Raw genomic sequence first — 25256 nt, forward strand, 5'->3', positions numbered from 1 at the left:
GGATCAGCCGATATCCGGCTGGAAAGCCATCTCACCCGGTTTGATCAGCCTGGCGCCTTCAGTCGGTGAAATCTGGTAGATCGACAGCTTGCGCTCGGCCGTGCCGTCGGCGACGAAGCGGAACAGGCCGTTCAGCCCGACAAAACCATCTTCCGCCATCAGCTCTTCGCGTTCGAGTTCCCCATCTGCCGACAGGGAAATCGCAAGCGCAGCGGCGTCATAGGCCTGTGCGGCTAGGCTGGTGGGGGCACGCCCGTAGATGCGGCGGTAACGCGTCTCGAACGCATCGAGATCGGTCTTGGGCGGGGCGACGAACCAGGCGTCCTTCAGCGACGGCTCACGCCAGACACTCGGATCGTTCCAGCCCGACAAGCCCATCAGCTTGGTCTCACGGTTCATGTCGTAATAGGCGAGCAGCGGGGCGACCTTGCGGAGCTGCGTGCCGCGCTCGGGGATGAGAACGGCAACGGGGCCGCCGAATTCAGAGGCGTTGTTGATCGAGGTGGCGAGGTATTCCGCTTCGCTGGTCGGCGAACCGCTGCCGTCGGGATAGAAGCCCGAGGCGACAACAATCCCGCCCTGCTGGCTGGCCTCGAATTGCAGCGCCGTCTCGATCCGCATGCCAAGCGCACTTTGCGGGCCGAAATAGGCAAACTGGCGGAAACCGTTGTTCACGGCATATTCGACCAGGGCCGCGACCTCTTCCTCCGGACTAATGGAAGCGAGGAATGTATTGCCGCCCGCGACATCCCGGTCGTTCGAAAAGCCGATGATCGGCATGCCCGCAAGAAATCGGTCTTCATTGAGCGCGGCCACTGAACTGCCAAAAAGCGGGCCAAGGAAAAACTCGGCGCCTTCTGCCCTGGCCTGTTCGGCCACTTCAACAGTCTTGCTGCGCGAGCCGGCTGTATCCTTCGGCAGGATGACAAAGGAATCGGGGGCATGGTCGAACAGGGCCATCTCGATGCCCGCCAGCATGCCCTCGGCTTCGGCGCGCACACCTGAATTTGGATGCGAGAAAGGCAACAGTACGCCCGCGCGCACCAGGTCCTTGCCTTCGAGGAATTCCGGCGTGAACTCACCGGCCATGGGCACGGGCATGCCGTTCGCGTCGATTTCCATGCCGTTGGCATGCAGGCTGGTCGGCTCCTCGAGACCGGCCTGCTGGCCGCTCTTGCCGGGATCGACGCGCGGCTTGCCGCTGGAGATTGGCGCTGGCGGAGAGGCAGGACCGGTGGCACATCCGGCCATGGCAAGGAATGCCGCGAAAACAAGGCTTGGCGCGAGCCGTCCAAAGCGCGATTGTGCCCGAGATGTCATCCAGTGATCCTTCCATTCCGGCAGAGAGCCGTTCGGTGCCCGAGACTAGTGCTGCTGCGGGGGGCAAGCAACACACCAAACCGCAACTCGAACCGGGTCTCTACATTGTCTCAACGCCCATCGGCAATCTGCGCGATATCACGCTTCGCGCGCTCGACACGCTATCGTCGGCCGATGAAGTGCTGGCCGAAGACACACGGGTCGCCCGCAAGCTTCTAGATGCGCATGGCATTCGCGCAAAACTGAGTGCCTACCATGACCATAATGGGGCAGACCGGCGCCCCGGTATCCTGAAGCAGCTGCAGGCGGGGGCGCGTATCGCCCTTGTCTCCGATGCCGGCACGCCGCTGGTGTCGGATCCGGGCTGGAAGCTTGCGCATGAAGCTGCCGAAGCCGGCATCCGCATCGTGCCCATTCCTGGTGCCTCGGCTATGCTGGCCGGTCTCGTCACCTCCGGCCTGCCGAGTGACCGGTTCATGTTCTGCGGCTTCCTCCCGGCGAAGTCCGGTCAGCGCAAACGCGAGCTCGAAGCCCTGAAACCGGTGCCCGCCACGCTGATCTTTTATGAGGGCGGCTCAAGGCTGGCGGGCTGCCTTGAGGACATGGCAGACATTTTGGGGGCTGTCCGCCCCGCCGCAGTGGCTCGCGAACTGACGAAGCTGTTCGAGGAAACCCGGCGCGGCACGCTTGGCGATCTCGCGGCCCACTACAGGAAGGCCGGTCCGCCCAAGGGCGAGATCGTAATTCTTGCCGGCCCGCCAGCAGAAGAAGACGCCAGCCCCGCCGACATAGACGCCGCCCTGCGCAAAGCCCTTGCAGACAGCCCGGTCAAGGAAGCGGCCAATGCCGTTGCCGCCGCTTTCAGCATATCGAAGCGCGACGCCTACCAGCGGGCGCTGGCGCTGAAATCAGATGGCTGACCAGCGGGCCCGTCGTGTCGCTGCAGAATCGCGCGGACGGCGATCGGAGGCGATCGCCGCGCTCTGGCTGCAGCTGAAGGGCTATCGCATTCTGGCCCGCCGGGTACGCCTGCCCGTTGGCGAGGTGGACCTCATCGCCCGGCGCGGCAATCTGGTGGCCTTTGTCGAGGTCAAGGCGCGCAAGACGAGGCTGGAGGGCGAAACAGCCGTCACACCGTCCAGCTGGCGGCGGATCAGCCGCGCGGCGGAAAGCTGGATGGCGGCCCGCCCGAAGCTCGCCCAGCTCGACTGGCGTTTCGACCTGGTGGTCATCCTGCCCTTGAAAATACCGTTGCACCTGCGTGACAGATGGCGCCCAGATTTTGCCTCAACGCGGTTTTAATGGCTTGGGAACAGAACAAGGTTTACACGTATTAGCCATGTCCAGACTTGCCCTTCTCTCGCTCGCCATGTGTGCGCCAATCCTGTCTTCAGGCTGTGTGGCCGTCGTTGCCGGCGCCGCCGGTGCCGTCGGCGTTTCAGCAGCGCAGGACCGCTCCATGGGCCAGGCGCTCGACGATTCGACCCTGTCCAATGACATCAAGACAAGGCTGCTCAGCGAAGAAGGCTTTGGCGAAGTCGATGTCGAGGTTGCCCAGGGTCTCGTCCTGCTTTCCGGGCGGGTGAATACGCCTGAACAACGCGTACGCGCCGAGGATATCGCCTGGAGTGCGCCGCGCACGCAGGACGTTGCCAACGAGATCAATATCGAACCGGCGGGCGGCTTTCTCGCCAATGCCGCGGACGAACTGGTGACCGCCCGCGTGCGAGCCTCGCTCATGGCATCCAAGACGGTGAAAAGCATCAACTACAATATCGAGACCTATAATGGTGTCGTCTATCTGATGGGCATTGCCCGATCCCAGGAGGAACTTACCGAAGCCGCCGAACGCGCGAGCGTCGTCACCGGCGTCAAACGCGTCGTCTCCTATGTTCGCATCAGCCCGGAGCGCACCCGCCCGTCGTCGAACACGGCCAACAATGGTGAGCTTGCCGGCGGACCGGCGACCAACTGACCGCGATCAGGACGCGCCCTGCCGGGCCGTGATCAGCGTGCCTTCCTCATTCTGCAGGGTCAGCAGGCCTGTCTCGTCGATCTCGACATAGGATACGGTCTGCAGCACCGAGATGATCGCCTGCTCCTGCTCCATGAGCTGCGGCACGCAGGCCTTCCGCGTGGTTGCGAGCGGGGCAATGGTGAGTATGCCGGCATTCAGCTTGAAACTCCCGGTAAAGGCATTGCACGAGGCATTGCCGCTGATCCGGCCATCCTCGCCAAACCGCACCGTCGCGCGGGTCGTCTGGAGAAGCGGCTCGCCATCGATGCGGGCGACCATCCATTCCCGGCCCGCCAGCTGCGGCATGGTGACGACGGCTTCCGGCTCCGGGCTCAGCCTGACCGACCCGAGATCGACAAGACCGGCTTCCTTGGTGAAGGCCGTACCGTCATTGTTCGTCCAGAGGAGCGTTCCAGCCGCATCCGCAATACGCGCTTCCAGCCGGACCATCGTGCCGCGGGTTTCCTTCCATTTGTCGATGTTGATCTCGAATGGAACCGGAACCTGACGGCCGTTGAGCGCGATGGTCTCCGAATGGAAGGGTTCTGGTACGTAAAGCGCCAGACCATGCTCCCACAGCGACAGGCTCACCACGGCGTCGGCGGGCAGGGCCACTCTCTGGCGATAGGTGAGTGATCCGGTCACCTGCATGGGCTCGAGATCCGGCGCCGTTGTGCTGGCAACCGACGCGACAGCGTCTTCAACATCTGCCCCGGTGTCCGTGTCACTCTCCGCCGTGTCGGCCGGTTCTGTAGGAACGGTTGTTTCCTCAGCTGGCCGGGTGACGCACGCCGCCGCCAGCAGGCAAGCGGTGAAGAAGACGGTGGCTCTCCTCATGTCGGGTCCCTTCCAGCAATCTGACAAATGTAACGGGCCATTGATCCAGCGGTCGGTCTGCATCGTAAACGCAAGTACAGGCAGCAATCTATGCATATTTATAGAGCCTTGTTTCATTTACAATTTTTAATAATCCAGCCGAATTCGGGCTTCGTAATGAGGGCATCAACCACAAGAAAGGACTCCCTCATGAAAACCCTTTTTGCTTCTGTTGCTGCAACGGCCCTTTTCATTGGCGGCGCGGGCATGGCTGCCCATGCTGACCACCATATGGAAAGCCACGACAAGCATGAAAAGAAAGACATCGTCGACACCGCTGCGTCGAACGAGGACTTCTCCACGCTCGTCGCTGCCGTGAAGGCTGCAGGCCTGATCGACGCCCTCAAGGCGGAAGGCCCCTATACTGTCTTCGCGCCGACGAACGCGGCTTTCGATGCCCTGCCAGAAGGCACGCTCGACACACTGCTGATGGAAGAGAATGTCGGTCAGCTGCAAGCCATCCTGAAGCTCCACGTTGTCTCCGGCAAGATCAAGTCGAAAGACATCGCTGACGGCACGACAGAAGTCGAAACGCTTGCGGGCGACACGATCGAAGTCACCAAGAGCGCTGACGGTGTCACCGCTGGCGGCGCGGATGTCGTGAAAGCCGACATCTACACCTCGAATGGCGTCATCCACGTCATCGACAGCGTGATCCTGCCGCAATAGGCTTTCGCGCTTGCATGATCCCAACCCCCGGCCCCGCGGCCGGGGGTTTTTTCATGGGCACAGGACAAGGAAAGCCCTCTGATGTCTTATCAAGCGCGCCAATTCATCACATATAGCCCGGCAGTGACGAACCGGGAGACAGTATGAGCCTGCGCATTGCCATCCAGATGGATCCGCTGGAATCCGTCGACATCAACGCCGACACCACTTTTGCGCTTGCCGAGTGCGCGCAGGCGCGCGGGCACAAGCTCTGGGTCTACCAGCCAGAGCATCTGAGCTTCGACACCGGGCGCGTGGTCGCCCGGGCCCGGCCAGCCGAGGTCCAGCGTGTGAAGGATCAGCCCGGCATCCTTGGCAGCGAAACCATTCTCGACCTTGCCGACGATGTCGACGTCGTCCTGATGCGTCAGGATCCGCCTTTTGACATGGCCTACATCACGGCCTGCCATGTGCTGGAGCTGCTGAAAGGCGAGACGCTGGTGCTGAACGATCCGGAATTTGTCCGCTCGGGGCCGGAAAAGCTCTTTCCCCTCATCTTCCCGGATATCATTCCCGATACACTGATCTCTCGCGATCTCGGCGCGATCATCGATTTTCGCGCGCGTCACAAGGACATCATTATCAAGCCGCTCTACGGCAATGGCGGGGCTGGCGTGTTCCGGATGAAGGAAGACGACAGCAATTTCAGCTCACTGATGGAAATGTTCCTTGAGCGCACGCGCGAGCCGCTCATCGCGCAGGCCTTCCTGCCAGCGGTGTCCAATGGCGACAAGCGCATCATCCTGGTCAATGGCGAACCGGTCGGCGCCATCAACCGGCGGCCGAAACAGGGCGAAACCCGCTCCAACCTGCATGTGGGCGGCACGGCTGAGCCGGTCGAGCTGACGGATGCAGACCGCCACATCTGCGACAGGATCGGGCCGGAACTGAAACGCCGCGGCCAGCTTTTCGTCGGCATCGACGTGATCGGCGACAAGCTGACAGAGGTGAACGTGACCTCCCCCACCGGCATTCAGGAACTGAAGCGCTTTACAGGAATCGATGCAGCGGCCATCTTCTTCGATGTGGTGCAACAGATGGTTGCCAAGTCCTGACAGGAAAGCCACTGTGGGAGGATGAATATGAGAGCCACCGTTCTAGCTGCCATCCTGGCCGTTTCGCTTGCCGGCGTTGCGTGCTCTGAAAAGGCGCCCGCGGAGAATGAACAGCCGGCTGAAACGAGCGAAAGCGCTCAGCCGCAGCAGGGTCAATTCAACCTTCGTTTTCCCACAAACGACACGCAGCCGGCGAGCAGCGGTGCTTCCGGCGAGTTCAACCTGCGCATTCCGGAATCAGCGGATGCGGGCATGGACAGTGGCGGTCTGCGGCTTCCGGAAGGGGCTGTGCGCGAAGATGCGCTGAGCGGCATCCAGGAAATCCAGACGCCTGGCGTGGTTGACCCTCAGCCTGAGGAAGATCCGGAAGACGATATCATCCGCCTCGACTAGGGCGCGCCGCGGATTCGCGAAAATCCGATTTTGTTCTTTATTTGTTCCTGACCTCATGCTAGCTTTGCATAAAAGCTGGGGTATGGGCGCATGGTGGCGCGAATAACGACATTCGCCTTTGCAGGCATTGAAGCAAAACCTGTCGACGTGCAGGTCCAGATCACGTCAGGCAATCCGCATTTCGCCATTGTCGGCCTGCCGGACAAGGCCGTCGGCGAAAGCCGCGAGCGCGTGCGGTCTGCCTTTGCCGCCGTTGGCCTCGCGCTGCCGCCCAAGCATATCACCGTCAACCTCGCGCCGGCCGACCTGCCCAAGGAGGGCAGTCACTATGACCTGGCCATCGCGCTCGGCCTGCTGGCGGCCATGGGCGTCGTTGCACCGGATTCGCTGGATGGGCATGCCGCCATTGGCGAGCTGTCGCTGGACGGTACGGTCGGGCGAACGCTCGGCGCCCTGCCGGCGGCGATGGCAGCCCAGGCCATGGACCTGCGCCTGATCTGCCCGGAAGCCTGTGGCCCGGAAGCGGCCTGGGCAGGTGAAGGCACGCTGGCTGCGCCGAGCCTGATCGCGTTGATCAATCACTTTGCCGGACGCGCGAGCCTCGCTGCACCGGTTGCCGGGGAACTTGCACCACCGGACGCCATGCCGGACCTCGCAGATGTAAAGGGTCAGGACGGCGCCAAGCGTGTCCTGGAGATCGCCGCGGCGGGCGGGCACAACCTGCTCTTCTGCGGCCCGCCAGGGTCTGGCAAGTCGATGCTGGCCCAGCGCCTGCCCGGCCTGCTGCCGCCGCTGTCGGCCAGCGAACTCCTGGAAGTCTCGCAGATCCAGTCCGTTGCCGGCCTGCTTGAGCGCGGCCAGCTGTCGCGCCAGCGCCCGTTCCGCGCGCCGCATCATTCAGCCTCCATGGCGGCATTGGTGGGCGGCGGCATCCGGGCCCGGCCGGGCGAGGTCTCGCTCGCCCATCACGGCGTACTGTTCCTCGACGAGCTACCGGAGTTCCCGGCCCAGGTTCTCGATAGTCTGCGCCAACCGCTGGAAGATGGCTCCGTCGTGATTTCGCGCGCCAACCGGCATGTGCGCTACCCGGCACGCTTCCAGCTGGTCGCGGCAATGAATCCCTGCCGCTGCGGGGGCGGCCCGGGCGACGGCGCCTGCCGGCGTGGGCCCGCCTGCGCGCGCACCTACCAGGCCCGCATTTCCGGCCCGTTCTTCGACCGGATCGACCTCTTCTTCGACACTCCGCCCGTCACGGCCATGGATCTTTCGCTGCCCGCACCCAGCGAAGGATCGAAGGAAGCGGCTGCGCGCGTCTCGGCCGCCCGAAGCGTACAGCATGAACGGTTTGGTGACGTCGCCGGCACAGGCCGGCGCGCCGTCAATGCCGATGCCCCGGCCCGTGACATTGCCACCATCGCCGCCCCGGATGAGGGCGCCAATGCGCTCCTGTCGGACGCCGCGGCCAAGCTTGCACTCTCGGCACGCGCCTATCACCGGGTCCTCAAGGTCGCCCGGACAATTGCCGATCTCGATGGCAGCACCAGCGTGCGGCGGGTGCATATCGCCGAGGCCCTCTCCTATCGCCGCCGCCCGCCCGACGCGCAGCCGGGCCAGACAAGCGCCGCGTCGTCTTCCTCTCTGGCCCGCTGAAATCAGGATTGCGGCATAAGCGATTTGTCAGTCATTTGCCGGTAATTCGGACGCATGACAGACGAATCCGGCAACCTCTCGCCCGAACAGGCCTTCCTGGCGACGACAACGCACGAGATCCGCACGCCGCTCAACGGCATTCTGGGCACAGTGTCGCTCCTGCTCGAGACCGATCTGGACCCGGCCCAGAAAGAATATGCCGAGGCGATCCGGCTGTCGGGCTCCCGCCTGCTCGACCTGTTGAACAATGTCCTCGACTTCGCCCGCCTCGATGCCGGCGCTCTGACGGTCGAACCGGAGCGTTTTCGCGTGGCCGGCCTGGCCCGGGAAGTCACCGAACTGCTCGCCCCGCGCGCCCATGGCAGCGGCATAGATCTCGGCGTTCTCGCCCGTCCCGGCGTGCCCGCTGAAATCCTCGCCGATGCGGGCAAGATCCGGCAGATCCTGTTCAATCTCGTCGGCAATGCTATCAAGTTCACCGAGCAGGGCGGCGTGCTGGTTGATATTGCCTATGAGGACAGCAAGCTCAGCTTCCGCATCATGGACACCGGTCCGGGCATTGCCCCGCAGGACCAGGACCGCCTGTTCGAAGCCTTCCGGCAAAGCTCCGCTGGCGACGCAATGAAGGATGGCGGTGTCGGCCTCGGCCTCGCCATTGTCCGCAAGCTTTCCGACACGCTGGGCGGCACGGTCTCACTGTGCAGCGTCCAGGGCGCGGGCGCATGCTTCCGTGTCGACGTGCCGATTGATCATGACGAAGCCGTCTTCGACCCGCCGCCCGAGCTTGAAACGGTCCGGCAGATCGCCTTTGCCGGGCTCAGCACAGCAACCACGCTATCGGCCTGGGGCATCCTCTCGCATGCCGGTGCCAGCGTCTCGATCGTCGACAACGCTCAACAGGCGCGCCGCGCAAAGCCCGACGTGATTATCGCGGCGGCCGAAATGCCCGAGCGCTCACTGCGTGCGCTCACGCGGATCGCGCCAACCCTCGTCGTGATGCGGCCGGGCGATCGCGGCCTGATGAGCCGGTTCCACGATATGGGCGCGGCCGGTTGGCTGGTCCGCCCCCTGCGCCACTCGACGCTGATCGAACGGGTGCGCCTGGCTGGCCAGGGCAGCACGGCCACTGACCAGGATGACGAGGCCACGCACAATGGCCGCATCCTGATTGCCGATGACAATCCGGTAAACACGCTGATTGCACGACGTGCCTTGGAATCGGCCGGTTTCTCAGTCACAGTCGCTGCAACTGGCCGCGAAGCGGTCGATCTCAGCGAAAGCTGGTCACCGGACCTCGTCTTCATGGATTTGCGCATGCCGATCATGGATGGATACGACGCGATGAAAGCCCTCAGGGCATCCGGCATGAACATGCCCGTGATCGCCATCTCCGCCGAGATCAATCCCGAGATCGAGCGCCGCGCGCGCGCCGCCGGGGCCGATGGCGTTGCGGCCAAGCCACTTGATGCCGATGCGCTGCGCCGCCTCGCCGTCAACTGGACCCACCGCCAGTCGGGCGCTGCATGAGCGAGGCCAGCCCGGCAGCTGGACCTGGCCGCGAGACCGTCGGAACGGCGTTCCGCAAGTATCTGAAACCAACAATGGCCTTCATGCTGGTGCTCGGATTTGCGTCCGGCCTGCCGCTCATGATGGTGTTTTCGAAACTGTCCTTCTGGCTTCGCGAAGCCGGAATCGACCGGGCCTCCATCGGCGGCCTCTATGCCGTATCGTTTGCCTATTCGCTCAAATTCCTCTGGGCGCCCGCTGTTGACCGGATCAAGATCCCGGTCCTGAGATCATTGCTGGGCCAACGGCGAAGCTGGATGGTACTGGCCATTTGCGGGACGTCGCTTGGTCTCTTCCTCATCAGCTCGACCGACCCGGCCGTTGCCATAATGCCAACAGTGGTCGGCGCCCTCGTCCTCGCCTTCTCCGGCGCGACGCTGGACATTTCGGTCGACGCCTGGCGGATCGAGTCTGCTCCAAATGACGAGCAGGCCAACATGGCGGCCGTCTACAATCTCGGCTACCGGTTCGCGATCATGTTTTCAGGGTTCGGCATGGTCATCGCCGGGGCAACGAGCTGGCATTTCGCCTACGCCCTGATGGCCATCGTCATGCTGACTATCGGCGCAATCGTCATCGTGTTCATTTCCGAACCTGAGCATGCAGACCGGCTCAAGGACGAGGGCAAGTCCTTCGCGTTGAAGGTCAAGGACGCGGTCATCGAACCATTCTGGCAGCTGGTGCGCAAATTCGGCATCTGGATTCTTCCGGTTGCCGGCGTCGTCACGCTGTACCGCATCAGTGATTTCACCATGGGCGTCATGGCGAGCCCCTTTTATGTCGATCTCGGCTATTCACGCGAAACGGTTGGGTGGATTCAGGGTGTGCTTGGCCCCTGGCCAATCATCGTCGGAGGCTTTGTCGGCGGATTTGTCGCCGTACGCTACAGCCTCATGCCAGCGCTGATCGCCGGCGGCGTCATCACACTGCTGACCAATGGCGCTTTTGCAGGGCTGGCGCTGGCAGCCGGCCCTGACCTTGACGTGGTTGCCAATGCGGTTTCCCAAGGCGTGGCCCCGCCGCCGGGTGCTGAAGTCCACACGCCGACCGTCTGGGCCCTGATGGGCGTGATCGTCGCGGACAATCTTGCGGCCGGCTATGTCGGCTCGGTCTTCATCGCCTATATGTCGTCATTGGCTGACAGGCAGTTCGCTGCCACGCAGTACGCCCTGCTCAGCTCTGCCTATTCCTTCTTCTGCAAGCTGGCCGCAACGACCACTTCGGGCCCGCTTTCGGAGGCGATTGGCTGGGCCGGATTCTTCACCGTCACGGCGCTCTATACCCTGCCGCCCATCGCCCTCATCATCTTTATCATGAGGTATGGGCCAGACAGGGCGAAAGGCATCCGGAAAGACGAACCGGAAGACCACCCGGACAAGGACTTCGCCTAGCCCGGGCGCACCCGCTTATTGCCCTATTCGGCGACTTCGCGGCGGACCAGCTGGTCGATATCGAAGGCAGCGAAGGTTGCAAGGTTCACGATATCAGACACCGTCGCGCCGAGCGATGCGATCTGCACCGGCTTCTCGAAGCCGAGCAGGATCGGTCCGATCACCGTCGCGCGGCTCATGGAGGTGAGCAGCTTCGTCGCGATGGCGGCAGAGTGAATGGCCGGCATGACCAGCACATTCGCCGAATCCGTCAGGCGCGAGAACGGATACATCAGCTTGTGGCCGGGGTTCATCGCCACGTCGACCGAGATGTCGCCTTCATATTCGAAGTCGATATCGTCGCGTGCATCGAGCATGGCAACGGCCTCGCGGACCTTTTCCATACGCTCGCCATAGGGGTTGCCGAAGGTTGAGTAGGAGACGAAGGCCACGCGCGGCGTGAAACCGAGGCTCTTGACGGAGCTGGCCGCTTCCTCGGCGATCCCGACCAGATCCTCGGCCACTGGCAGCTCGGTGATCGAGGTGTCGGCGATGAAGATCGTCTTCCCCTGGTTGACGACCATGGACATGCCGATGACCTGCCGCTCCGGTATGGGGTCCAGGACGAGCTGCACATCCTTCAGGGCCACGTCATAGTTTCGCGTCACGCCCGTGATCATGCCATCGGCATCGCCGAATTTCAGCATGCAGGACCCGAAAATGTTCCGGTCCTGGTTGACCAGGCGCTGTACGTCGCGGCGCAGGAAGCCCTGACGGTTCAGCCGGTCGTAGAGATAGTCGGTGTATTCCGGATTGCGGTCGGACAGGCGCGCATTGATGATGTCGAGCGAGCCTTCCGGTACGCCCATCTGGTGCATGGCGCGGGTGACCTGCTCCTCGCGGCCGATCAGGATCGGATGGCCAAGGCCCTGGTTCTTGAAGGAGTAAGCCGCGCGCACCACGGACGGTTCCTCACCCTCTGCGAAGACGATGCGCGGCTGTTTCTCGCGCACCGCCGCCTGGACGCCCTGCAGGAAGGACGCCGTCGGATCGAGCCGGCGCGCCAGCATGCGGCGATACTCGTCCATGTCCGGGATCGGTGTACGGGCAACGCCGGTATCCATCGCTGCCTGCGCCACGAAGGGCGGGATGAAGCTGATCAGGCGCGGGTCGAACGGCGTCGGGATGATGTAGTCCTTGCCGAATTGAGGGCGCGAGCCGTGATAGGCTGCGGCTACTTCGTCGGGCACATCCTCACGGGCGAGTTCGGCCAGGGCCTGCGCGGCAGCGACTTTCATTTCCTCGTTGATGCCGCGGGCCCGCACATCGAGGGCGCCGCGGAAAATATACGGGAAACCCAGAACATTGTTGACCTGGTTGGGATAGTCAGACCGGCCCGTCGCGATGATGGCATCGTCGCGAACCGACTTGATGTCTTCCGGCGTGATTTCCGGATCCGGATTGGCCATGGCGAAGATGATCGGGTCCTTGGCCATGGCTTTGACCATGTCCTTGTCGACTGCTCCGGCGATCGACAGTCCCAGGAATACGTCGGCGCCATCCATGGCTTCGGCCAGCGTGCGCTTTTCCGTTTTCACGGCGAAGGCGGACTTGAACTGGTCCATCTTTTCGGTGCGGCCTTCATAGACGACGCCGCGCGAGTCGCACATCAGGATATTCTCCGGCTTTACGCCGAGATGGCGGATGAGGCCGGCGCAGGACAGGCCCGCCGCACCCGCGCCCGAAACCGCGACCTTGATGTCTTCGAGCTTGCGGCCCGTGATGTGGCACGCATTGATCAGGCCGGCAGCTGCGATGATGGCCGTGCCGTGCTGGTCATCATGGAAAACCGGAATATCGAGTTCTTCGCGCAGCCGGCTCTCGATGATGAAGCATTCCGGAGAGGCAATATCCTCAAGATTGATGCCGCCCCAGGTCTCGCCAATATTGCGAACCGTGGTGATAAATTCTTCGGTATCGGTCGTCTGAACTTCGACATCGATGGAATCGACGTCGGCAAAGCGCTTGAACAGGACCGACTTGCCTTCCATCACCGGCTTCGACGCCATGGCCCCGAGATTGCCGAGGCCGAGAATGGCTGTGCCATTGGAGATCACGGCGACCATATTGCCCTTGGAGGTGTACTCGAAGGCGAGATCCTCATTCTCGGCAATCGCCTTGACCGGGATGGCGACGCCCGGGCTGTAAGCCAGCGAAAGGTCGCGCTGTGTCGCCATCGGCTTGGTGGGTGCAATCGACAGCTTGCCGGGCTGCGGGTGGCGGTGGAATTCGAGCGCTTCCTTGTCCGTGAATGTCGGGCGCTTGGACGTCATTGCGGTGTGCCTTCAGATACTTTTTTTGTGGTTTGTCGTGGCGCTCACCTCTAAGCCGCTCCGCATGGGGCGACAACCCGGTTCAGCCTGCTTATTTCCATTGCAGCGCTGCTATGCGAATCCCTTAATCATGTCACCATGCCGGATAGTCATATGAACCCGCCTGCCGTAAAGGCACCCACGCCGTTCATGGCGCAGTATCTTGACATAAAGTCGAGACACCCGGACGCGCTGCTCTTCTTCCGCATGGGCGACTTTTACGAGCTGTTCTTCGAGGACGCCGTACGCGCCGCGGAAATCCTCGATATCACGCTGACCGCGCGCGGCGAGCATGAGGGTGAGCCGATCCCGATGGCAGGCGTGCCCTACCATTCCGCCGAGCCCTATCTTGCGCGGCTGATCAAGTCCGGCGAACGCGTGGCGGTGTGCGAGCAGACCGAGAGCCCGGCCGAAGCGAAGAAGCGCGGCTCGAAGGCCATTGTGAACCGGGAAGTCGTGCGCATCGTCACGCCCGGGACGATTACCGAAGACACAATCCTGCCTGCACGCCAGGGTCAGGCGCTGGTCGCGCTGGCCTTTGCAAGCGGAGGGGCGGACGCCGCCATTGCCGCCTGCGATGTCTCCACCGGCGCGCTCGAAATCCGGGAGGTTCCACCAGAGGCACTGGGCGAGCGTCTGTCCGCCCTGCCGGTCAGCGAGTTGCTGGTCACCGAGGAGGACGAGGCCCGCCCGCTGGTACGCCTTGCCCTGTCGGCCTTGCGTGTGCCGATCACGTGCCGTCCGAAACGGGCCGCAACACCAAAGCAGGGCGAGGCGGCACTGAAGGCCGCCTACAAGGTCTCGGCGCTGGATGCCTTCGGAGACTTTTCGCGCGCCGAGTATTCCGCTGCCGGCCTGCTGCTCGACTATCTTTCACTGACGCAGGCGGGCGCCGATATCCGGCTCGACGCGCCGCGCCGCGCCAGTCACGGCCAGCGTCTTGCCATCGATCCGGCGACGCGGGCCAGCCTCGAGATCGATACCGCCATTCGCGGCGGGCGGGCCGGGACGCTGCTGGCCACCGTCGACCGTACGCTGACTGCACCGGGCGCCCGGCTGCTTGCCGCGCGCCTTGCCGAACCGGAGTGCGATGCCGGGGAAATTGCCGCGCGCCACGATGCCGTCGCCTTTTTCCTTGAGGAACCCGCGCTGACTGAAGACATCCGCGCGCGGCTGAAAGCCGTGCCGGACCTGGAGCGCGCCCGCACGCGGATCCGGCTGGAACGCGGCGGCCCTCGGGACCTTAAGGCGATTGCCGGAGCCATCATTCAGGGCGCCGAAATCGCCTCGGTCCTTGCCGGCAACAAGACCGGCCTGCCCGGACCGCTGGCCGAGGCGAGCCGTGCACTGGACGCCAGCCGGCAGGCCGCACTGAAATCACTGGGTGACGACCTCTCGAACGCCCTGGCCGAGGAGCTGCCAGCGCTTGCCCGCGATGGCGGCTTCATCGCCGAAGGCTGGGACAGCGAACTCGATGAGTCCCGCGCCCTGAAATCCGATTCCCGGCAGGTCATTGCCGCGCTGCAAGCCCGCTATGCCGAGGAGACCGGCATCAGCGCGCTCAAGATCAAGTTCAACAATGTGCTTGGCTATTTCATCGACGTGCCCGCCCGCCATGGCGATGCGCTACTGAAACCCCCGCATGCCGAGACGTTCATCCACCGCCAGACGCTTGCCTCCAATATCCGCTTCTCGACCGCGGAGCTGTCAGACCTCGCCGGACGCATCTCGCGTGCCGAGGAAGCCTCGATCGCGCGGGAACTTTCGCTTTTCCGCGATCTCTGCGCCCGTGTCGAAGCTGAGAATGAAGCGATTTCGGCCGCCGCCCGTGCCCTGGCCGTCATCGATGTCGCGACCAGTTCGGCCGCATGGGCCGACGAAATCGGCGCGGTCCGCCCGAAGATCGCGGCCGAACCAGTCTTTGAGGCTGAAGGGCTACGCCACCCTGTTGTGGAGGCCGCCCTCAGGAAAGAGGGCGAGGGCTTCACCGCCAACGACCTGTCGCTTGACGCAAGCGGTGCGCAGGCGGCACGGCTGGCCGTCGTGACCGGGCCGAACATGGCCGGTAAGTCGACTTTCCTGCGCCAGGCATGCCTTGCCATCATCCTTGCGCAGGCGGGCCTCTTCGTACCCGCACGGCGGCTCCGCATCGGTCTCGCCGACCGGGTGTTTTCCCGCGTGGGTGCGTCCGATGACCTGTCGCGCGGACGATCGACCTTCATGGTCGAGATGGTGGAAACGGCCGCCATTCTGAGCCAGGCGACACCGCAGAGCTTCGTCATCCTCGACGAAGTCGGACGTGGCACATCAACCTATGACGGCCTGGCCATCGCCTGGGCCGCGGTGGAGCATCTGCACGGCGTCAACAAGTGCCGCGCCCTGTTCGCGACGCATTATCATGAACTGACGGGGCTCGCCGAAGACCTGGAGCACGCCGTCAATCTCAGCCTGCGCGCCAAGGAGTGGAAGGATGAGCTTGTCTTCCTGCACGATGTCCAGAAAGGGGCAGCCGACAAGTCCTACGGCGTCCAGGTCGCCCGGCTCGCCGGGCTGCCCGCACGGGCGGTCAAACGGGCCGAGCAAATCCTGAAGCAGCTGGAATCGAAACCGGGCGCCGTTGAGACCCTTCCTCTCTTCGCTGCCACCAGCCAGGCCGAGCCTGGTCCGGCGGAAGAGAGCGAGCTGACGCGGTTGCTCGACACGGTCGATCCGGACGGACTGACCCCGCGCGAGGCGCTGGATGTCATCTACCGGCTAAAGCAGGCTCGCACACCGGAACGCTGATTGCCGCAAGATAGCCCTCGCGGCGGCAAGCTGGAACGATATTTCGCGCCTGTGGATAGGCTGTGGAAATCTCACTCGCCTGTGAGGGGAAAAATGCGAATTTATTTTCGGTTTCGCGCACCAATTGGGCCGATTCGACTTGTCATTAACAAAATTTTAAGCACAGAATAAGTTTGTCGACGCCAGCCCGTTCACAGCCACATTCGGTAATGGGGGACAACGTGGCCGTGACTAGACTGACCGCTGTTCGCAGCAACGGGCCAGCCTACAGAGTTCACCTCTACAAGGTCCAGGGACGGGACCTGGGCGGCGTCGACAATTTTTATGTACGGGCGGCTAATGGCCAGCCCCATACGAGCTTTGAGCTTCTGTATACTCGCCTGAAGGGCGAATTACTAGAGAAAACTCGAAGTGTCTACTGAAGCGGATTCGTCATTAGACGTCTATGCTTCAAATTGCTGGGTTTTTGCGGCGGCGTGTTGCGGGGATGCATAGTTGGAACTGGGATGATCTGCGCTTTGTCGCCGTGCTGGCAGAAACTGGCACAGTCGCGGAAGCCGCCCGGCGTCTGAATGTTAACCGCACAACAGTCCAGCGCCGGATTTCAGCGTTCGAGACACAATTGAGCTACCCGCTCTTTTCAAGGGATGGCTGGGGGCTCAAACCCCTTCCCGAGGCCAATCCGATTCTCGAGGCCGCCCGACAGATCGGCGACGCGCTGGTTCGTATCGAGCGAAAGACGACCGACGTCTCAAGGGATATTGGCGGCGTCCTGTGCCTGACCACCCCGGACGACATCTTCCTGTCCGGGATCAGCGAAATTATCGCCGAGTTCCAGCAGCACTACCCTTCCCTCCAGGTCCAGCTAAGTGTGACCACACAGCTCCTCGATCTCGACAGGCGCGAGAGTGAGGTGGCGATCCGGCCGTCGGATGCCCCGCCCGAACATCTGGTCGGCCGGCGGATCTGTGACCTGACACTCGCCCCTTATGCCGCAGACGCCTATCTCTTGGCCACGCGGACCCGCATGCCGTGCGAACATGCCTGGCTCAGCCTTCAGTCCCTTCACGGCCAGACCCCGGCAGAAGTCTGGCTTGCCAGCAATGTCCCGGCCGAACGCATATGCTTTCGCGCCGACAGCTTTGTGGCCACGGCCGAAGCGGCCCGGCGCGGACAGGGCGTTGCCATCCTGCCATGCTGCTATGGCGATCGGATCGAAGGGCTCGAACGGGCAGACGGACTGATCGAAGACCGGCTGGCCACGGGGCTGTGGGTGCTAACCCATCCTGACTTCCGCCAGTCGCCACGCGTGCGCGCCGCCATGGACTTTTTCAGCGAAACGCTACCGGCCTATCGCGAACGCTTCGAGGCCTGACGGGCCGGCCGGCACAAGCGCTCACCTTCGATAAACGCACATCACGGCTGAGAAAAACTGCGTTGCATTCAGCTGGCAGATACTTTCCTCATCACAGGATCCATTTACCTGTCTGTTGCCCATGTTTGACCTTTCCCTGCCAGAACCGGTCCAGATTGCGCTCGTCCTCGCGCTCATCGTGGCCGTCTTCGCCGGATTTGTCCGTGAACGTATCCCGTCAGACGTCGTCGCCCTGCTTGCCATGGCGGCGCTGCTCATACTTGGCCTGTTAAGCGTAGACGACGCGCTGGATGTTTTCTCGAATGCCGCGCCGATCACGATCGGTGCCATGTTCGTCCTGTCGGCGGCGCTGGAGCGAACCGGCGTCATCGGTGCGGTCGGCAATTCGGTGGTGCGGCTTTCGAAAACATGGAGCCCGTTCGCAGCGATCGCAGTCCTCATGCTGGTCGTCATCGTGCTGTCAGCCTTCATGAACAATACGCCGATTGTGGTCATCCTGATCCCTGTTGCGATCAGGCTGGCGCAGTCGGTGAACATATCGCCAGCCCGGCTGCTCATTCCCTTGTCCTTCGCCTCGATCTTCGGCGGCATGACAACCCTGATCGGCACCTCGACCAACCTGCTGGTGGATGGTGTCGTTCAAAATAGCGGCCTGACCCCGTTCGGCATCTTCGAGATTACCGGTGCGGGCCTCTGCCTGGCGCTCGCCGGCACGGTCTACATGACACTGGTCGGCCGCTGGTTCCTGCCGGATCGCGAAACCCTGGCCACCATGCTGCCCAGCACGAAATCCCGCCGGTTTGTCGCGCAGGTGCTCGTCCCGGTCGACTCCGTCCTTGTCGGCAAGACGATCAAGGAAACAGGGTTTACGGCGGAGAAGGGCTTCACCGTAATCGACGTGATGCGCGAGAACCGCTCACGCCGGACCGAATTGTCGACCCTGTCGCTGCAGGGCGGCGACCGTCTGGTGATCCGCTCACCCGTATCCGAAATGCTGTCCCTGCGCGAAGCTGGCGACGTCGCCATCGGTTCGGGATCGGGAAGCGCCCACGCCTTTGAGCCCGTTCAGACGACCGAAACCCGGGTGATGGAAGGCGTTGTCGGTCCGCAGTCGCGGCTGGTCGGGCGCCCGATTGTCGGCGCCGGTCTCGTCCGTCTCTACGGTGTCTATGCCATCGCCATCCATCGGCGCGGGGAGAATATCGGGCTGGGCGGCAAGAATATCCGCTTCGACATCGGCGATACGGTGCTGGTAGAAGGTCCGCCTGCCGGCCTTCGCCAGATGTTCGATGATGGCATGCTGTCCAATCTAACGGAGACCGAAGACCGCCCCATCCGGCGCGACAAGGCCCCGATCGCGATCGGAGCTGTCGCTCTCGTGATGATCCTTGCTGCCTTTGGCGTGATGCCGATTGCCGGGCTCGCTCTGATTGCGGCGGCGGGCGTCATTGCCCTCGGCTGTCTCGACCACCAGGAGGCCTACAAGTCGATCCAGTGGGAGATCCTGATGCTGATCTTCGGCATGCTCGCCGTGGGCAAGGCGCTTGAGACGACAGGCGCGGCAGCTTTCCTTGTCGATGGCATAGCCGGCCAGATCGGTCACCTGCCCCCGCTTGTCACGCTGGCGGCGGTCTACCTCATCACCTCGGTGCTGACCGAATTTGTGAGCAACAATGCCACCGCCATCCTGATGACGCCGATTGCCATCGGGCTCGCAGCAAGCCTTGGCGTGGATGCAAGGCCCTTCGTCGTCGCGGTCATGTTTGCGGCCAGCGCAAGCTTCGCCACGCCCATCGGCTATCAGACGAACACGCTGGTCTACACGGCAGGCGGTTACAAGTTCACCGACTTCGCCCTGGTGGGCCTGCCGCTGAACCTGCTTTTCTTTGCCGTATCGATGCTGGTCATCCCGGCTTTCTGGCCACTGGCCTGAGCGCGCGGCCGGAAAGCCCTACTCTGCCGTCGCCGCCTTCCGGGCAATTTCCTTCTTGTGCCAGGAATAGGCGGTTTCGATGACGCTGTTGACGTCCGACTGGGTCGGCTTCCAGCCAAGAATGCGCTCGGCTTTTTCGGCGGACGCCACAAGCGCCGGCGGATCGCCTGCGCGGCGCGGCCCGATGGAGCGCGGGACCGGCTTGCCGGTCACCCGCTCAACCGCCTGGACGATTTCCATGACTGTTGTGCCAGTGCCTGTGCCAAGGTTGAACGCATCCGACTTGCCGCCCTTGTCGAGATAGTCCAGCGCTTTCAGGTGCGCGTCGGCAAGGTCCATGACATGGATATAGTCGCGGATGCAGGTGCCATCGCGCGTGTCAAAATCGTCGCCGAAGACGGTCAGCTTGAACGTGTCGTTCAGCACGCCTTCGATGCAGAGCGGGATGAGGTGGGTTTCCGGTTCGTGACGCTCGCCAACCTCGCCATCGGGCGAAGCGCCGGCAGCGTTGAAGTAGCGCAGTTTCACCGAGCGGATGCCGTGGGCGACTTCATAATCGTCGAGCACTTTCTCGACGAAGAGTTTGGACATGCCATACGGATTGATCGGGTTCTGCGGCAGGTCCTCGGTCATCGGCATCTTTTCCGGCACGCCATAGGTCGCGCAGGTCGACGAGAAAATGATCTTGTCGACGCCAGCCTTGGCCATGGCATCGAGCAGGCGCACCGTGCCCATCGTATTGTTCTCGTAATACATGCCGGGCTTCTCGACAGACTCGCCGACATAGGCGAGCGCGGCGAAGTGGGCGACGGCGTCGGGTTTGTACTTGGCGAAGGCTGCGTCGAGATCGTCCGCGTTCAGGAGGTCGCCCTCGAACGCTTCGCCGAATTTCACGAAGTCATGCCAGCCGCGCGAGAAATTGTCGAAGACAACGACGTTCCACCCGGCATCGCGGAAGGCTTTGCAACAATGGCTGCCGACATAGCCGGCGCCGCCCGTCACGAGAACTGTTCTGGTCAAGGCACGTATCCCCTGAGTGAAAGGTTGGACATGGCCGCCAGTCGCGGCCCTGCTTGCCGCCCTTGCAATAATGATTCCGCGCGCCACCGCCTAGGGAGAGTTTCCCCTGAGAGGCGAAAATAAAAAAGAGGCGGCGCACGAAGCGCCGCCTCCTCCTGATTGGTAATCCCCTCGGGCTAGTTGCCCGATCCGCCGAACGTCTTGGTCACGCTGACCTTGAAGGTCCGGCCGAAGGGGTTGTGGGTGTACGGGTCGTAGCTCACATCAAAGAAGGCGAGCGGCGGATCCTCATCGAAGGCATTCACGACCGAAAGGCCGAGATCGAGACCATAATCGGACTGCCATGTATAGAACAGGTCCAGGGTCGTCATGCTGTCGATTTCCGAGGGGCCTCCCGTGAAGGCACCGGCCAAGTTCGGCGTACCACGTTCGTCGTCATAGGAGTCTACGTGACGAACCACACCGCGGAAATTGTGATTTCCGAGCGCATAGTTGGCAAACAGATTAGCCTTCCATTGCGGCAGAGACCGCGAGAAGTTCGACCGGTTGAACTGGCCAACCCGGTCACCGCCCGGAATGATGGCGTCCTCGATCGCGAAGTCTGCAACATCATACTCAATGATGTACGTGGCTTCGAAACCCAGGGTGACATCACTGGCACCCATGTCGAACCGCTGCTCGGCCCGAAGGTCGATACCGGAAGTCTGGATGTCAGGGCCGTTGACCACATTCGTCCGCACACGTGCGATCTCGTTAGCTTGCGGGAGACCGTCATTATTGTTGTCGGTGAACGTGATGCGCGACAGGATGCTGGCATCAAGGTCGCCCGCCGCAAGCGCGGCCAGGGCGGCCGGAACGAGTTCAGCCTGGTCTTCCACGATGATCGGGTCGGTGAAGTCGAAATTGTAGTAATCGACCGACGCCGAGAACCCGCTATCATTCTCGTAGAGAGCCCCGATATTGAAGCTGAAGGCACTTTCCGGATTGAGATTCGGATTGCCGAACTGGTCGACAGCCTTGAAGGCTGAGGTCGGTGCTACAAATTGCAGCGTCGTGACCTGACCCGACAGCTGGTTCAGCGTTGGCCCCTTGAAGGAGGTCTGTGCCGATCCGCGAAGGGCGAACTGATCATTCACATCCCACTTCACGGCAACCTTCGGGTCGAAAGTTGAACCAACTTCGCCACCATAATCTTCGTAGCGTGTTGCCACCTGAACGTTCACATTGTCGAAGAGCGGGATCTGGAGTTCGCCGAAGATGGCGTAGATCGTCTGATCTTCATCCGATGCGTTGGTGCCCGCCAGGAAGGAGAAGGGTCCTGTCCCACCCGGTCCTGGACTCTTGGCAAGGTCTGTAACCTCGTTCGGCTGAACCTCGTAGCCTTCGCGACGGACCTGCACGCCAACGGCGTAGCCAACCGACCCGCCCGCAGCCTGCACATTGCTCTGCCCGCTAAGACCCGCATCAAAAACGAGCAGGTCCGTTGTGACCACTGTCCCGACTCCATCGGTAAGCCAGTTCGCCAGCTCGACAGAGTTTTCCAGACCGGGCACATAAGCCGGGTTGGCGTTGCCAGTGATCGCATTGGCCGGGATCGCATTAGAGAAGGGGTTGTAGTATTCGCAACTCCCCTGTCCCGCGACGAGGCTGCCACTATAGCTGGGGTTGCTGAACGGAGTCGTACCGGTCGCCGGGTCTACCCCGGTCGCTGGATCGGTACACACACCAAAGCCGTTGAGCGCGGCGGTAAACCCGCGGATATAGGTATCGTTTGTGATCCGCTCGCCTTCGGTCTGATGCCAGGTGAGATCGGCATGCCAATCGACATCATTCTCGAAGGTACCCTTCAGGCCGCTTGAGAGGCGATAGCTGTCATAGGTCCGGAAACCTTCCTGCGCGCCGCCCGTTGCCGGGAAACCGCCCCAGCCGAAGGAACGGCCAATGTAAAGGGCCGCGATCGTACCAGCAGGGAAGTCACCCGGATTATCCGCGATATACTGCTGGAAACCTGGATTGGAGGCCAGTACGACCTGCGTTGCCAGTTCCTGCGGCGGATAGGACGGCGAGGTCTTCCATTGCGGCACATCCGTGTGCGCATAAAGGCCTTCCAGATGGAAATCGATGCCGTTCGCGAAAGTCCGATTGTATTCGGAGAAGACCTGATAGCGCTCTTCTTCCTCGACGAGATTGTCGAACTGGGTGAACTGGAAGTAGCAGCGGTCGAGGACGTACGGGTTTACGAAACCGCCGACATCATCACATCCAGCTTCCGTATCGACAGAACCGATAGGACCGACGCCAGTAGGCGTGATTCCGAGCGCTACGTACCGGCCCGGATTGGAGAGCGATGACCAACCCCCAACAGGGTTTTCCTCCCAAGGCCGCACCGCCCAGTCTTTCTCGATCAGGCCGACCTCGCTGCGGAACTGGTAACCGGCGCTGGTCACCCAGTTCCAATTGTCACCCTGCAGTCCATAGGCCGCAGATACGTCATACTCTCCATCTGTGCCCTCGAATGTCTCGTACTGTGCCGAAATTTCGAACCCATCGAGATCATCGCGCGTGATGAAGTTCACAACGCCGGCAATCGCATCAGACCCGTAAACAGCCGCGGCACCGTCCTTCAGGACCTCGATGCGCCCGACGGCCGCCGATGGCAGGATGTTCGTATCGACGAACAGCTGAGCCTGTTCACCAATGGCATAAGGCGCGAAAACCTGGCGTTTTCCGTTCAGCAGGACCAGTGTCCGGCCTGGGCCAAGCCCCCGCAAGTTAATGTTTGACGTGCCTTCCAGACCGTTCGACGAAAATTGGTTTGTCTGACCATCGACACCCGACGAGACACCGAGGTTGCGGATCAGTTCCGTGATCGACGGATCACCCTCAAGCTTCAGGTCGCCGGCCGTCAGGACATCGACGGGCAGTGCAGCGTCTTCCGGCGTGCCGGCAATGGCCGAGCCGGTCACCGTAACCTTCTGCTGGCGCAGTACCTCGTCATCATTGTCTTGGGCGTGAGCAGCGCCCGCAAGGCCAAGAGCTACGGTTGACGCGCCGAAGGCGAGTCTCATGACTAACTTCATTGTTTTCCTCCCGATAAGGTCTTGTGGTCAGCATTGTTTTATCCACCGACTCCGACATCAGGCTGGCTCAGTTCAGACAGGAATCAAACTGTTTTCTTTGCTGCGGCGCATCAAAATCCTTCACTAGTGACATATCCATTTTCCGGGACTGCTTTCCCTTACGTCCCTTTCAGTGAAAGGGAGCCTGCTACCTCAAGGCATGGAATTGGAATACCCTCGCGCAAGGCATTGCAGATTGCGGCAAGTCCTGCCAACACATGAGGCTGTGATGACAAAACCTGCCCCTATTCTCGAAATCGCCGACGCCTTCGCAGATGCAGCAACGCCGGCAAATTTTCCCCGCGCCGTGTTGCGATTTCGCAACAATCGATGGGCCCGCCATGTCGGTCTGGGCAGCCTGACCGACACGGAATGGGCCGAACACTTCGCTCGTTTCCGGCCACTTCCAGGCAATCTCGACCAGCCCCTGGCGCTCAGATATCACGGTCACCAGTTTGGCGTTTACAATCCGGAGCTTGGCGACGGGCGCGGCTTCCTGTTCGCCCAGCTCAAGGATGACCGCGGCCGCTGGCTCGACCTTGGCACCAAGGGCTCCGGCCAGACACGCTGGTCCCGCCAGGGCGATGGCCGGCTGACGCTGAAAGGCGGCGTGCGCGAAGTCCTCGCGGCGCAGTACCTGGAAGCCCATGGTGTGAAAACGTCAAAACCGTTCAGCCTTATCGAGACGGGCGAACAGCTAGCCCGCAATGACGAGCCTTCGCCAACACGATCGGCTGTGCTCGTCCGCCTCAGCCACAGCCATATCCGTTTTGGCACCTTCCAGCGCGTTGCCTATCATGAAGATCGCGAAAGCCTCGCGCGCCTGATCCGCCATTGCGCGCAGGTCTACTACCCCGATGTCGCCGATGAAGACCTCACCGTCATGGCGCCTGCCCTGCTTGAAAAGATCACGCGCGAGACCGCCCGCATGATCGCCGGCTGGATGACTACGGGCTTCGTCCACGGCGTCATGAACACCGACAATTTCAACATCACCGGCGAGAGCTTCGACTACGGCCCCTGGCGCTTCCTGCCCTATTCGGACCCGAATTTCACGGCCGCCTATTTTGACCAGCAGGGCCTTTACCGCTTTGGCCGCCAGCCCACGCAGGGTCTCTGGGCGCTGCAGCAGCTTGCCGCTACGCTCACCCTTGTCGCTGATGCCGAACCGCTCACCGATGCGCTGAAGACGTTTGAGGGGGCCTATCAGCGCGCCTTTGCCCGGCACACACTCGCCCTTTTTGGCCTGAAAGACGGCGCAAGCCTTCAGGAGGACCTGATCTTCCTTCAAGCCCTTTATGGCTGGATGACGGAAACCGCTGCGAGCTGGCCGCAGGTCTTCTTCGACTGGTTCGGCGGCAGGCTGTCAGAGGAGCGCGCCACGAGCAGCCCGCTCGCCTCGCGATACAGGGAAGAGAAATTCGCCGCTGTTCGCGACGGGCTTTATGCACGCGAGGCCGAACGGCCTGAACGGCTCGGCCATCCTTACTTTACCCGCGAAAAGCCTGTCTCACTCGTCTATGATGAGGTTGAAGCATTGTGGGCGCAGATTGCGGAGCATGACGACTGGTCGGCTTTCGAGGCAAAACTCGACGATATCGAAGCCGCCCGTCAGGCCCTTGACCTCGGCGACTCGGCTGTCGTTACGTAAACTGCCGCTGCGACATTCTTTTCGCTGCGCTGCAGCAAAATTTGTGT

General features: G+C 62.2%; 18 protein-coding genes. 13 read left to right on the forward strand and 5 right to left on the reverse strand.

Annotated elements, in window-relative coordinates; all coding sequences use genetic code 11:
- Nucleotides 1-3: 3 nt before the first annotated feature.
- Nucleotides 4-1320 carry a penicillin-binding protein activator gene (locus tag D1227_RS00815; RefSeq protein WP_119403457.1) on the reverse strand — a complete coding sequence of 439 codons (1317 nt, stop codon included), beginning with the start codon at nucleotides 1318-1320 and terminating at the stop codon, nucleotides 4-6.
- Nucleotides 1321-1355: 35 nt separating this feature from the next.
- Between D1227_RS00815 and rsmI the strand changes: the two genes are divergently transcribed.
- Genes rsmI through D1227_RS00830 form a run of 3 tightly spaced genes read left to right on the forward strand, consistent with a single transcriptional unit; the run spans nucleotide 1356 to nucleotide 3295 of the window.
- Nucleotides 1356-2240, forward strand: coding sequence for a 16S rRNA (cytidine(1402)-2'-O)-methyltransferase (rsmI, locus tag D1227_RS00820; RefSeq protein WP_233349513.1), 885 nt, complete (start codon nucleotides 1356-1358; stop codon nucleotides 2238-2240).
- On the forward strand, nucleotides 2233-2622 hold the full coding sequence (locus D1227_RS00825) for a YraN family protein (protein WP_119375319.1): 390 nt from the start codon (nucleotides 2233-2235) through the stop codon (nucleotides 2620-2622). Before rsmI ends, D1227_RS00825 begins: the two co-directional genes overlap by 8 nt.
- Before the next feature lie 37 nt (nucleotides 2623-2659).
- On the forward strand, nucleotides 2660-3295 hold the full coding sequence (locus tag D1227_RS00830) for a BON domain-containing protein (protein WP_119375320.1): 636 nt from the start codon (nucleotides 2660-2662) through the stop codon (nucleotides 3293-3295).
- Nucleotides 3296-3301: 6 nt separating this feature from the next.
- Here D1227_RS00830 and D1227_RS00835 read toward each other — a convergent pair whose 3' ends face one another.
- Nucleotides 3302-4174, reverse strand: a complete 873-nt coding sequence (locus tag D1227_RS00835) for an META domain-containing protein (protein WP_158586528.1) — start codon at nucleotides 4172-4174, stop codon at nucleotides 3302-3304.
- A gap of 189 nt (nucleotides 4175-4363) precedes the next feature.
- Here D1227_RS00835 and D1227_RS00840 point away from each other — a divergent pair, with 189 nt between their 5' ends.
- From D1227_RS00840 to D1227_RS00865, 6 genes are all read left to right on the forward strand, one after another.
- Complete coding sequence (locus tag D1227_RS00840; RefSeq protein WP_119375322.1) at nucleotides 4364-4882, forward strand: fasciclin domain-containing protein; 519 nt, start codon at nucleotides 4364-4366, stop codon at nucleotides 4880-4882.
- Nucleotides 4883-5025: 143 nt separating this feature from the next.
- Entirely contained in the window at nucleotides 5026-5976 is a 951-nt protein-coding gene (gshB, locus tag D1227_RS00845; protein WP_119375323.1) for a glutathione synthase, read from the forward strand.
- Between the two features lie 27 nt (nucleotides 5977-6003).
- Entirely contained in the window at nucleotides 6004-6369 is a 366-nt protein-coding gene (locus tag D1227_RS00850; protein WP_119375324.1) for a hypothetical protein, read from the forward strand.
- A gap of 90 nt (nucleotides 6370-6459) precedes the next feature.
- Nucleotides 6460-8019 (forward strand): YifB family Mg chelatase-like AAA ATPase, encoded by a 1560-nt coding sequence (locus D1227_RS00855; protein ID WP_119375325.1) that lies wholly within the window; start codon nucleotides 6460-6462, stop codon nucleotides 8017-8019.
- Between the two features lie 54 nt (nucleotides 8020-8073).
- Nucleotides 8074-9546, forward strand: coding sequence for a response regulator (locus D1227_RS00860; RefSeq protein WP_119403458.1), 1473 nt, complete (start codon nucleotides 8074-8076; stop codon nucleotides 9544-9546).
- The gene (locus D1227_RS00865) at nucleotides 9543-10976 is read left to right on the forward strand and encodes an AmpG family muropeptide MFS transporter (protein ID WP_119375327.1); all 1434 of its coding nucleotides are present in this window, start codon (nucleotides 9543-9545) and stop codon (nucleotides 10974-10976) included. The genes D1227_RS00860 and D1227_RS00865 overlap by 4 nt, the downstream gene beginning before the upstream one ends.
- A gap of 23 nt (nucleotides 10977-10999) precedes the next feature.
- Here the strand turns inward: D1227_RS00865 and D1227_RS20395 are convergent, their stop codons facing one another.
- On the reverse strand, nucleotides 11000-13288 hold the full coding sequence (locus D1227_RS20395) for an NADP-dependent malic enzyme (RefSeq protein ID WP_119375328.1): 2289 nt from the start codon (nucleotides 13286-13288) through the stop codon (nucleotides 11000-11002).
- Nucleotides 13289-13441: 153 nt separating this feature from the next.
- Here D1227_RS20395 and mutS point away from each other — a divergent pair, with 153 nt between their 5' ends.
- The 3 genes from mutS (at nucleotide 13442) to D1227_RS00885 (ending at nucleotide 19419) form a co-directional block, all read left to right on the forward strand.
- A complete protein-coding gene (mutS, locus tag D1227_RS00875; protein WP_233349512.1) occupies nucleotides 13442-16111 on the forward strand; it encodes a DNA mismatch repair protein MutS in 2670 nt (889 codons plus the stop codon).
- Nucleotides 16112-16598: 487 nt separating this feature from the next.
- On the forward strand, nucleotides 16599-17486 hold the full coding sequence (locus D1227_RS00880; RefSeq protein WP_158586529.1) for a LysR family transcriptional regulator: 888 nt from the start codon (nucleotides 16599-16601) through the stop codon (nucleotides 17484-17486).
- Nucleotides 17487-17607: 121 nt separating this feature from the next.
- The gene (locus D1227_RS00885) at nucleotides 17608-19419 is read left to right on the forward strand and encodes an SLC13 family permease (protein ID WP_119375331.1); all 1812 of its coding nucleotides are present in this window, start codon (nucleotides 17608-17610) and stop codon (nucleotides 19417-19419) included.
- A gap of 18 nt (nucleotides 19420-19437) precedes the next feature.
- On the opposite strand, the gene galE is transcribed toward D1227_RS00885, so the two are convergent.
- Together galE and D1227_RS00895 are read right to left on the reverse strand one after the other, a co-directional pair.
- Nucleotides 19438-20439, reverse strand: coding sequence for a UDP-glucose 4-epimerase GalE (gene galE, locus D1227_RS00890; protein ID WP_119403460.1), 1002 nt, complete (start codon nucleotides 20437-20439; stop codon nucleotides 19438-19440).
- Nucleotides 20440-20615: 176 nt separating this feature from the next.
- Nucleotides 20616-23519: a TonB-dependent receptor domain-containing protein gene (locus D1227_RS00895; protein ID WP_233349510.1), complete on the reverse strand. Its 2904-nt coding sequence runs from the start codon at nucleotides 23517-23519 to the stop codon at nucleotides 20616-20618.
- Between the two features lie 268 nt (nucleotides 23520-23787).
- Here D1227_RS00895 and D1227_RS00900 point away from each other — a divergent pair, with 268 nt between their 5' ends.
- Nucleotides 23788-25209 (forward strand): protein adenylyltransferase SelO family protein, encoded by a 1422-nt coding sequence (locus tag D1227_RS00900; protein ID WP_119403462.1) that lies wholly within the window; start codon nucleotides 23788-23790, stop codon nucleotides 25207-25209.
- Nucleotides 25210-25256 lie beyond the last annotated feature (47 nt).

Source organism: Henriciella mobilis (assembly GCF_003576315.1).
GTDB classification, from domain to species: Bacteria; Pseudomonadota; Alphaproteobacteria; order Caulobacterales; family Hyphomonadaceae; genus Henriciella; species Henriciella mobilis.

Excerpts from the sequence above, each read along its gene's own strand:
- D1227_RS00835 (WP_158586528.1), bottom strand. The coding sequence starts at position 4,174 with ATGAGGAGAGCCACCGTCTTCTTCACCGCTTGCCTGCTGGCGGCGGCG.
- D1227_RS00855 (WP_119375325.1), top strand. The coding sequence starts at position 6,460 with ATGGTGGCGCGAATAACGACATTCGCCTTTGCAGGCATTGAAGCAAAA.
- D1227_RS00840 (WP_119375322.1), top strand. The coding sequence starts at position 4,364 with ATGAAAACCCTTTTTGCTTCTGTTGCTGCAACGGCCCTTTTCATTGGC.
- gshB (WP_119375323.1), top strand. The coding sequence starts at position 5,026 with ATGAGCCTGCGCATTGCCATCCAGATGGATCCGCTGGAATCCGTCGAC.
- D1227_RS00885 (WP_119375331.1), top strand. The coding sequence starts at position 17,608 with ATGTTTGACCTTTCCCTGCCAGAACCGGTCCAGATTGCGCTCGTCCTC.
- mutS (WP_233349512.1), top strand. The coding sequence starts at position 13,442 with ATGAACCCGCCTGCCGTAAAGGCACCCACGCCGTTCATGGCGCAGTAT.
- D1227_RS00860 (WP_119403458.1), top strand. The coding sequence starts at position 8,074 with ATGACAGACGAATCCGGCAACCTCTCGCCCGAACAGGCCTTCCTGGCG.
- D1227_RS00865 (WP_119375327.1), top strand. The coding sequence starts at position 9,543 with ATGAGCGAGGCCAGCCCGGCAGCTGGACCTGGCCGCGAGACCGTCGGA.
- D1227_RS00815 (WP_119403457.1), bottom strand. The coding sequence starts at position 1,320 with ATGACATCTCGGGCACAATCGCGCTTTGGACGGCTCGCGCCAAGCCTT.
- D1227_RS00880 (WP_158586529.1), top strand. The coding sequence starts at position 16,599 with ATGCATAGTTGGAACTGGGATGATCTGCGCTTTGTCGCCGTGCTGGCA.
- D1227_RS20395 (WP_119375328.1), bottom strand. The coding sequence starts at position 13,288 with ATGACGTCCAAGCGCCCGACATTCACGGACAAGGAAGCGCTCGAATTC.
- D1227_RS00825 (WP_119375319.1), top strand. The coding sequence starts at position 2,233 with ATGGCTGACCAGCGGGCCCGTCGTGTCGCTGCAGAATCGCGCGGACGG.
- D1227_RS00830 (WP_119375320.1), top strand. The coding sequence starts at position 2,660 with ATGTCCAGACTTGCCCTTCTCTCGCTCGCCATGTGTGCGCCAATCCTG.
- D1227_RS00900 (WP_119403462.1), top strand. The coding sequence starts at position 23,788 with ATGACAAAACCTGCCCCTATTCTCGAAATCGCCGACGCCTTCGCAGAT.
- D1227_RS00850 (WP_119375324.1), top strand. The coding sequence starts at position 6,004 with ATGAGAGCCACCGTTCTAGCTGCCATCCTGGCCGTTTCGCTTGCCGGC.
- D1227_RS00895 (WP_233349510.1), bottom strand. The coding sequence starts at position 23,519 with ATGAAGTTAGTCATGAGACTCGCCTTCGGCGCGTCAACCGTAGCTCTT.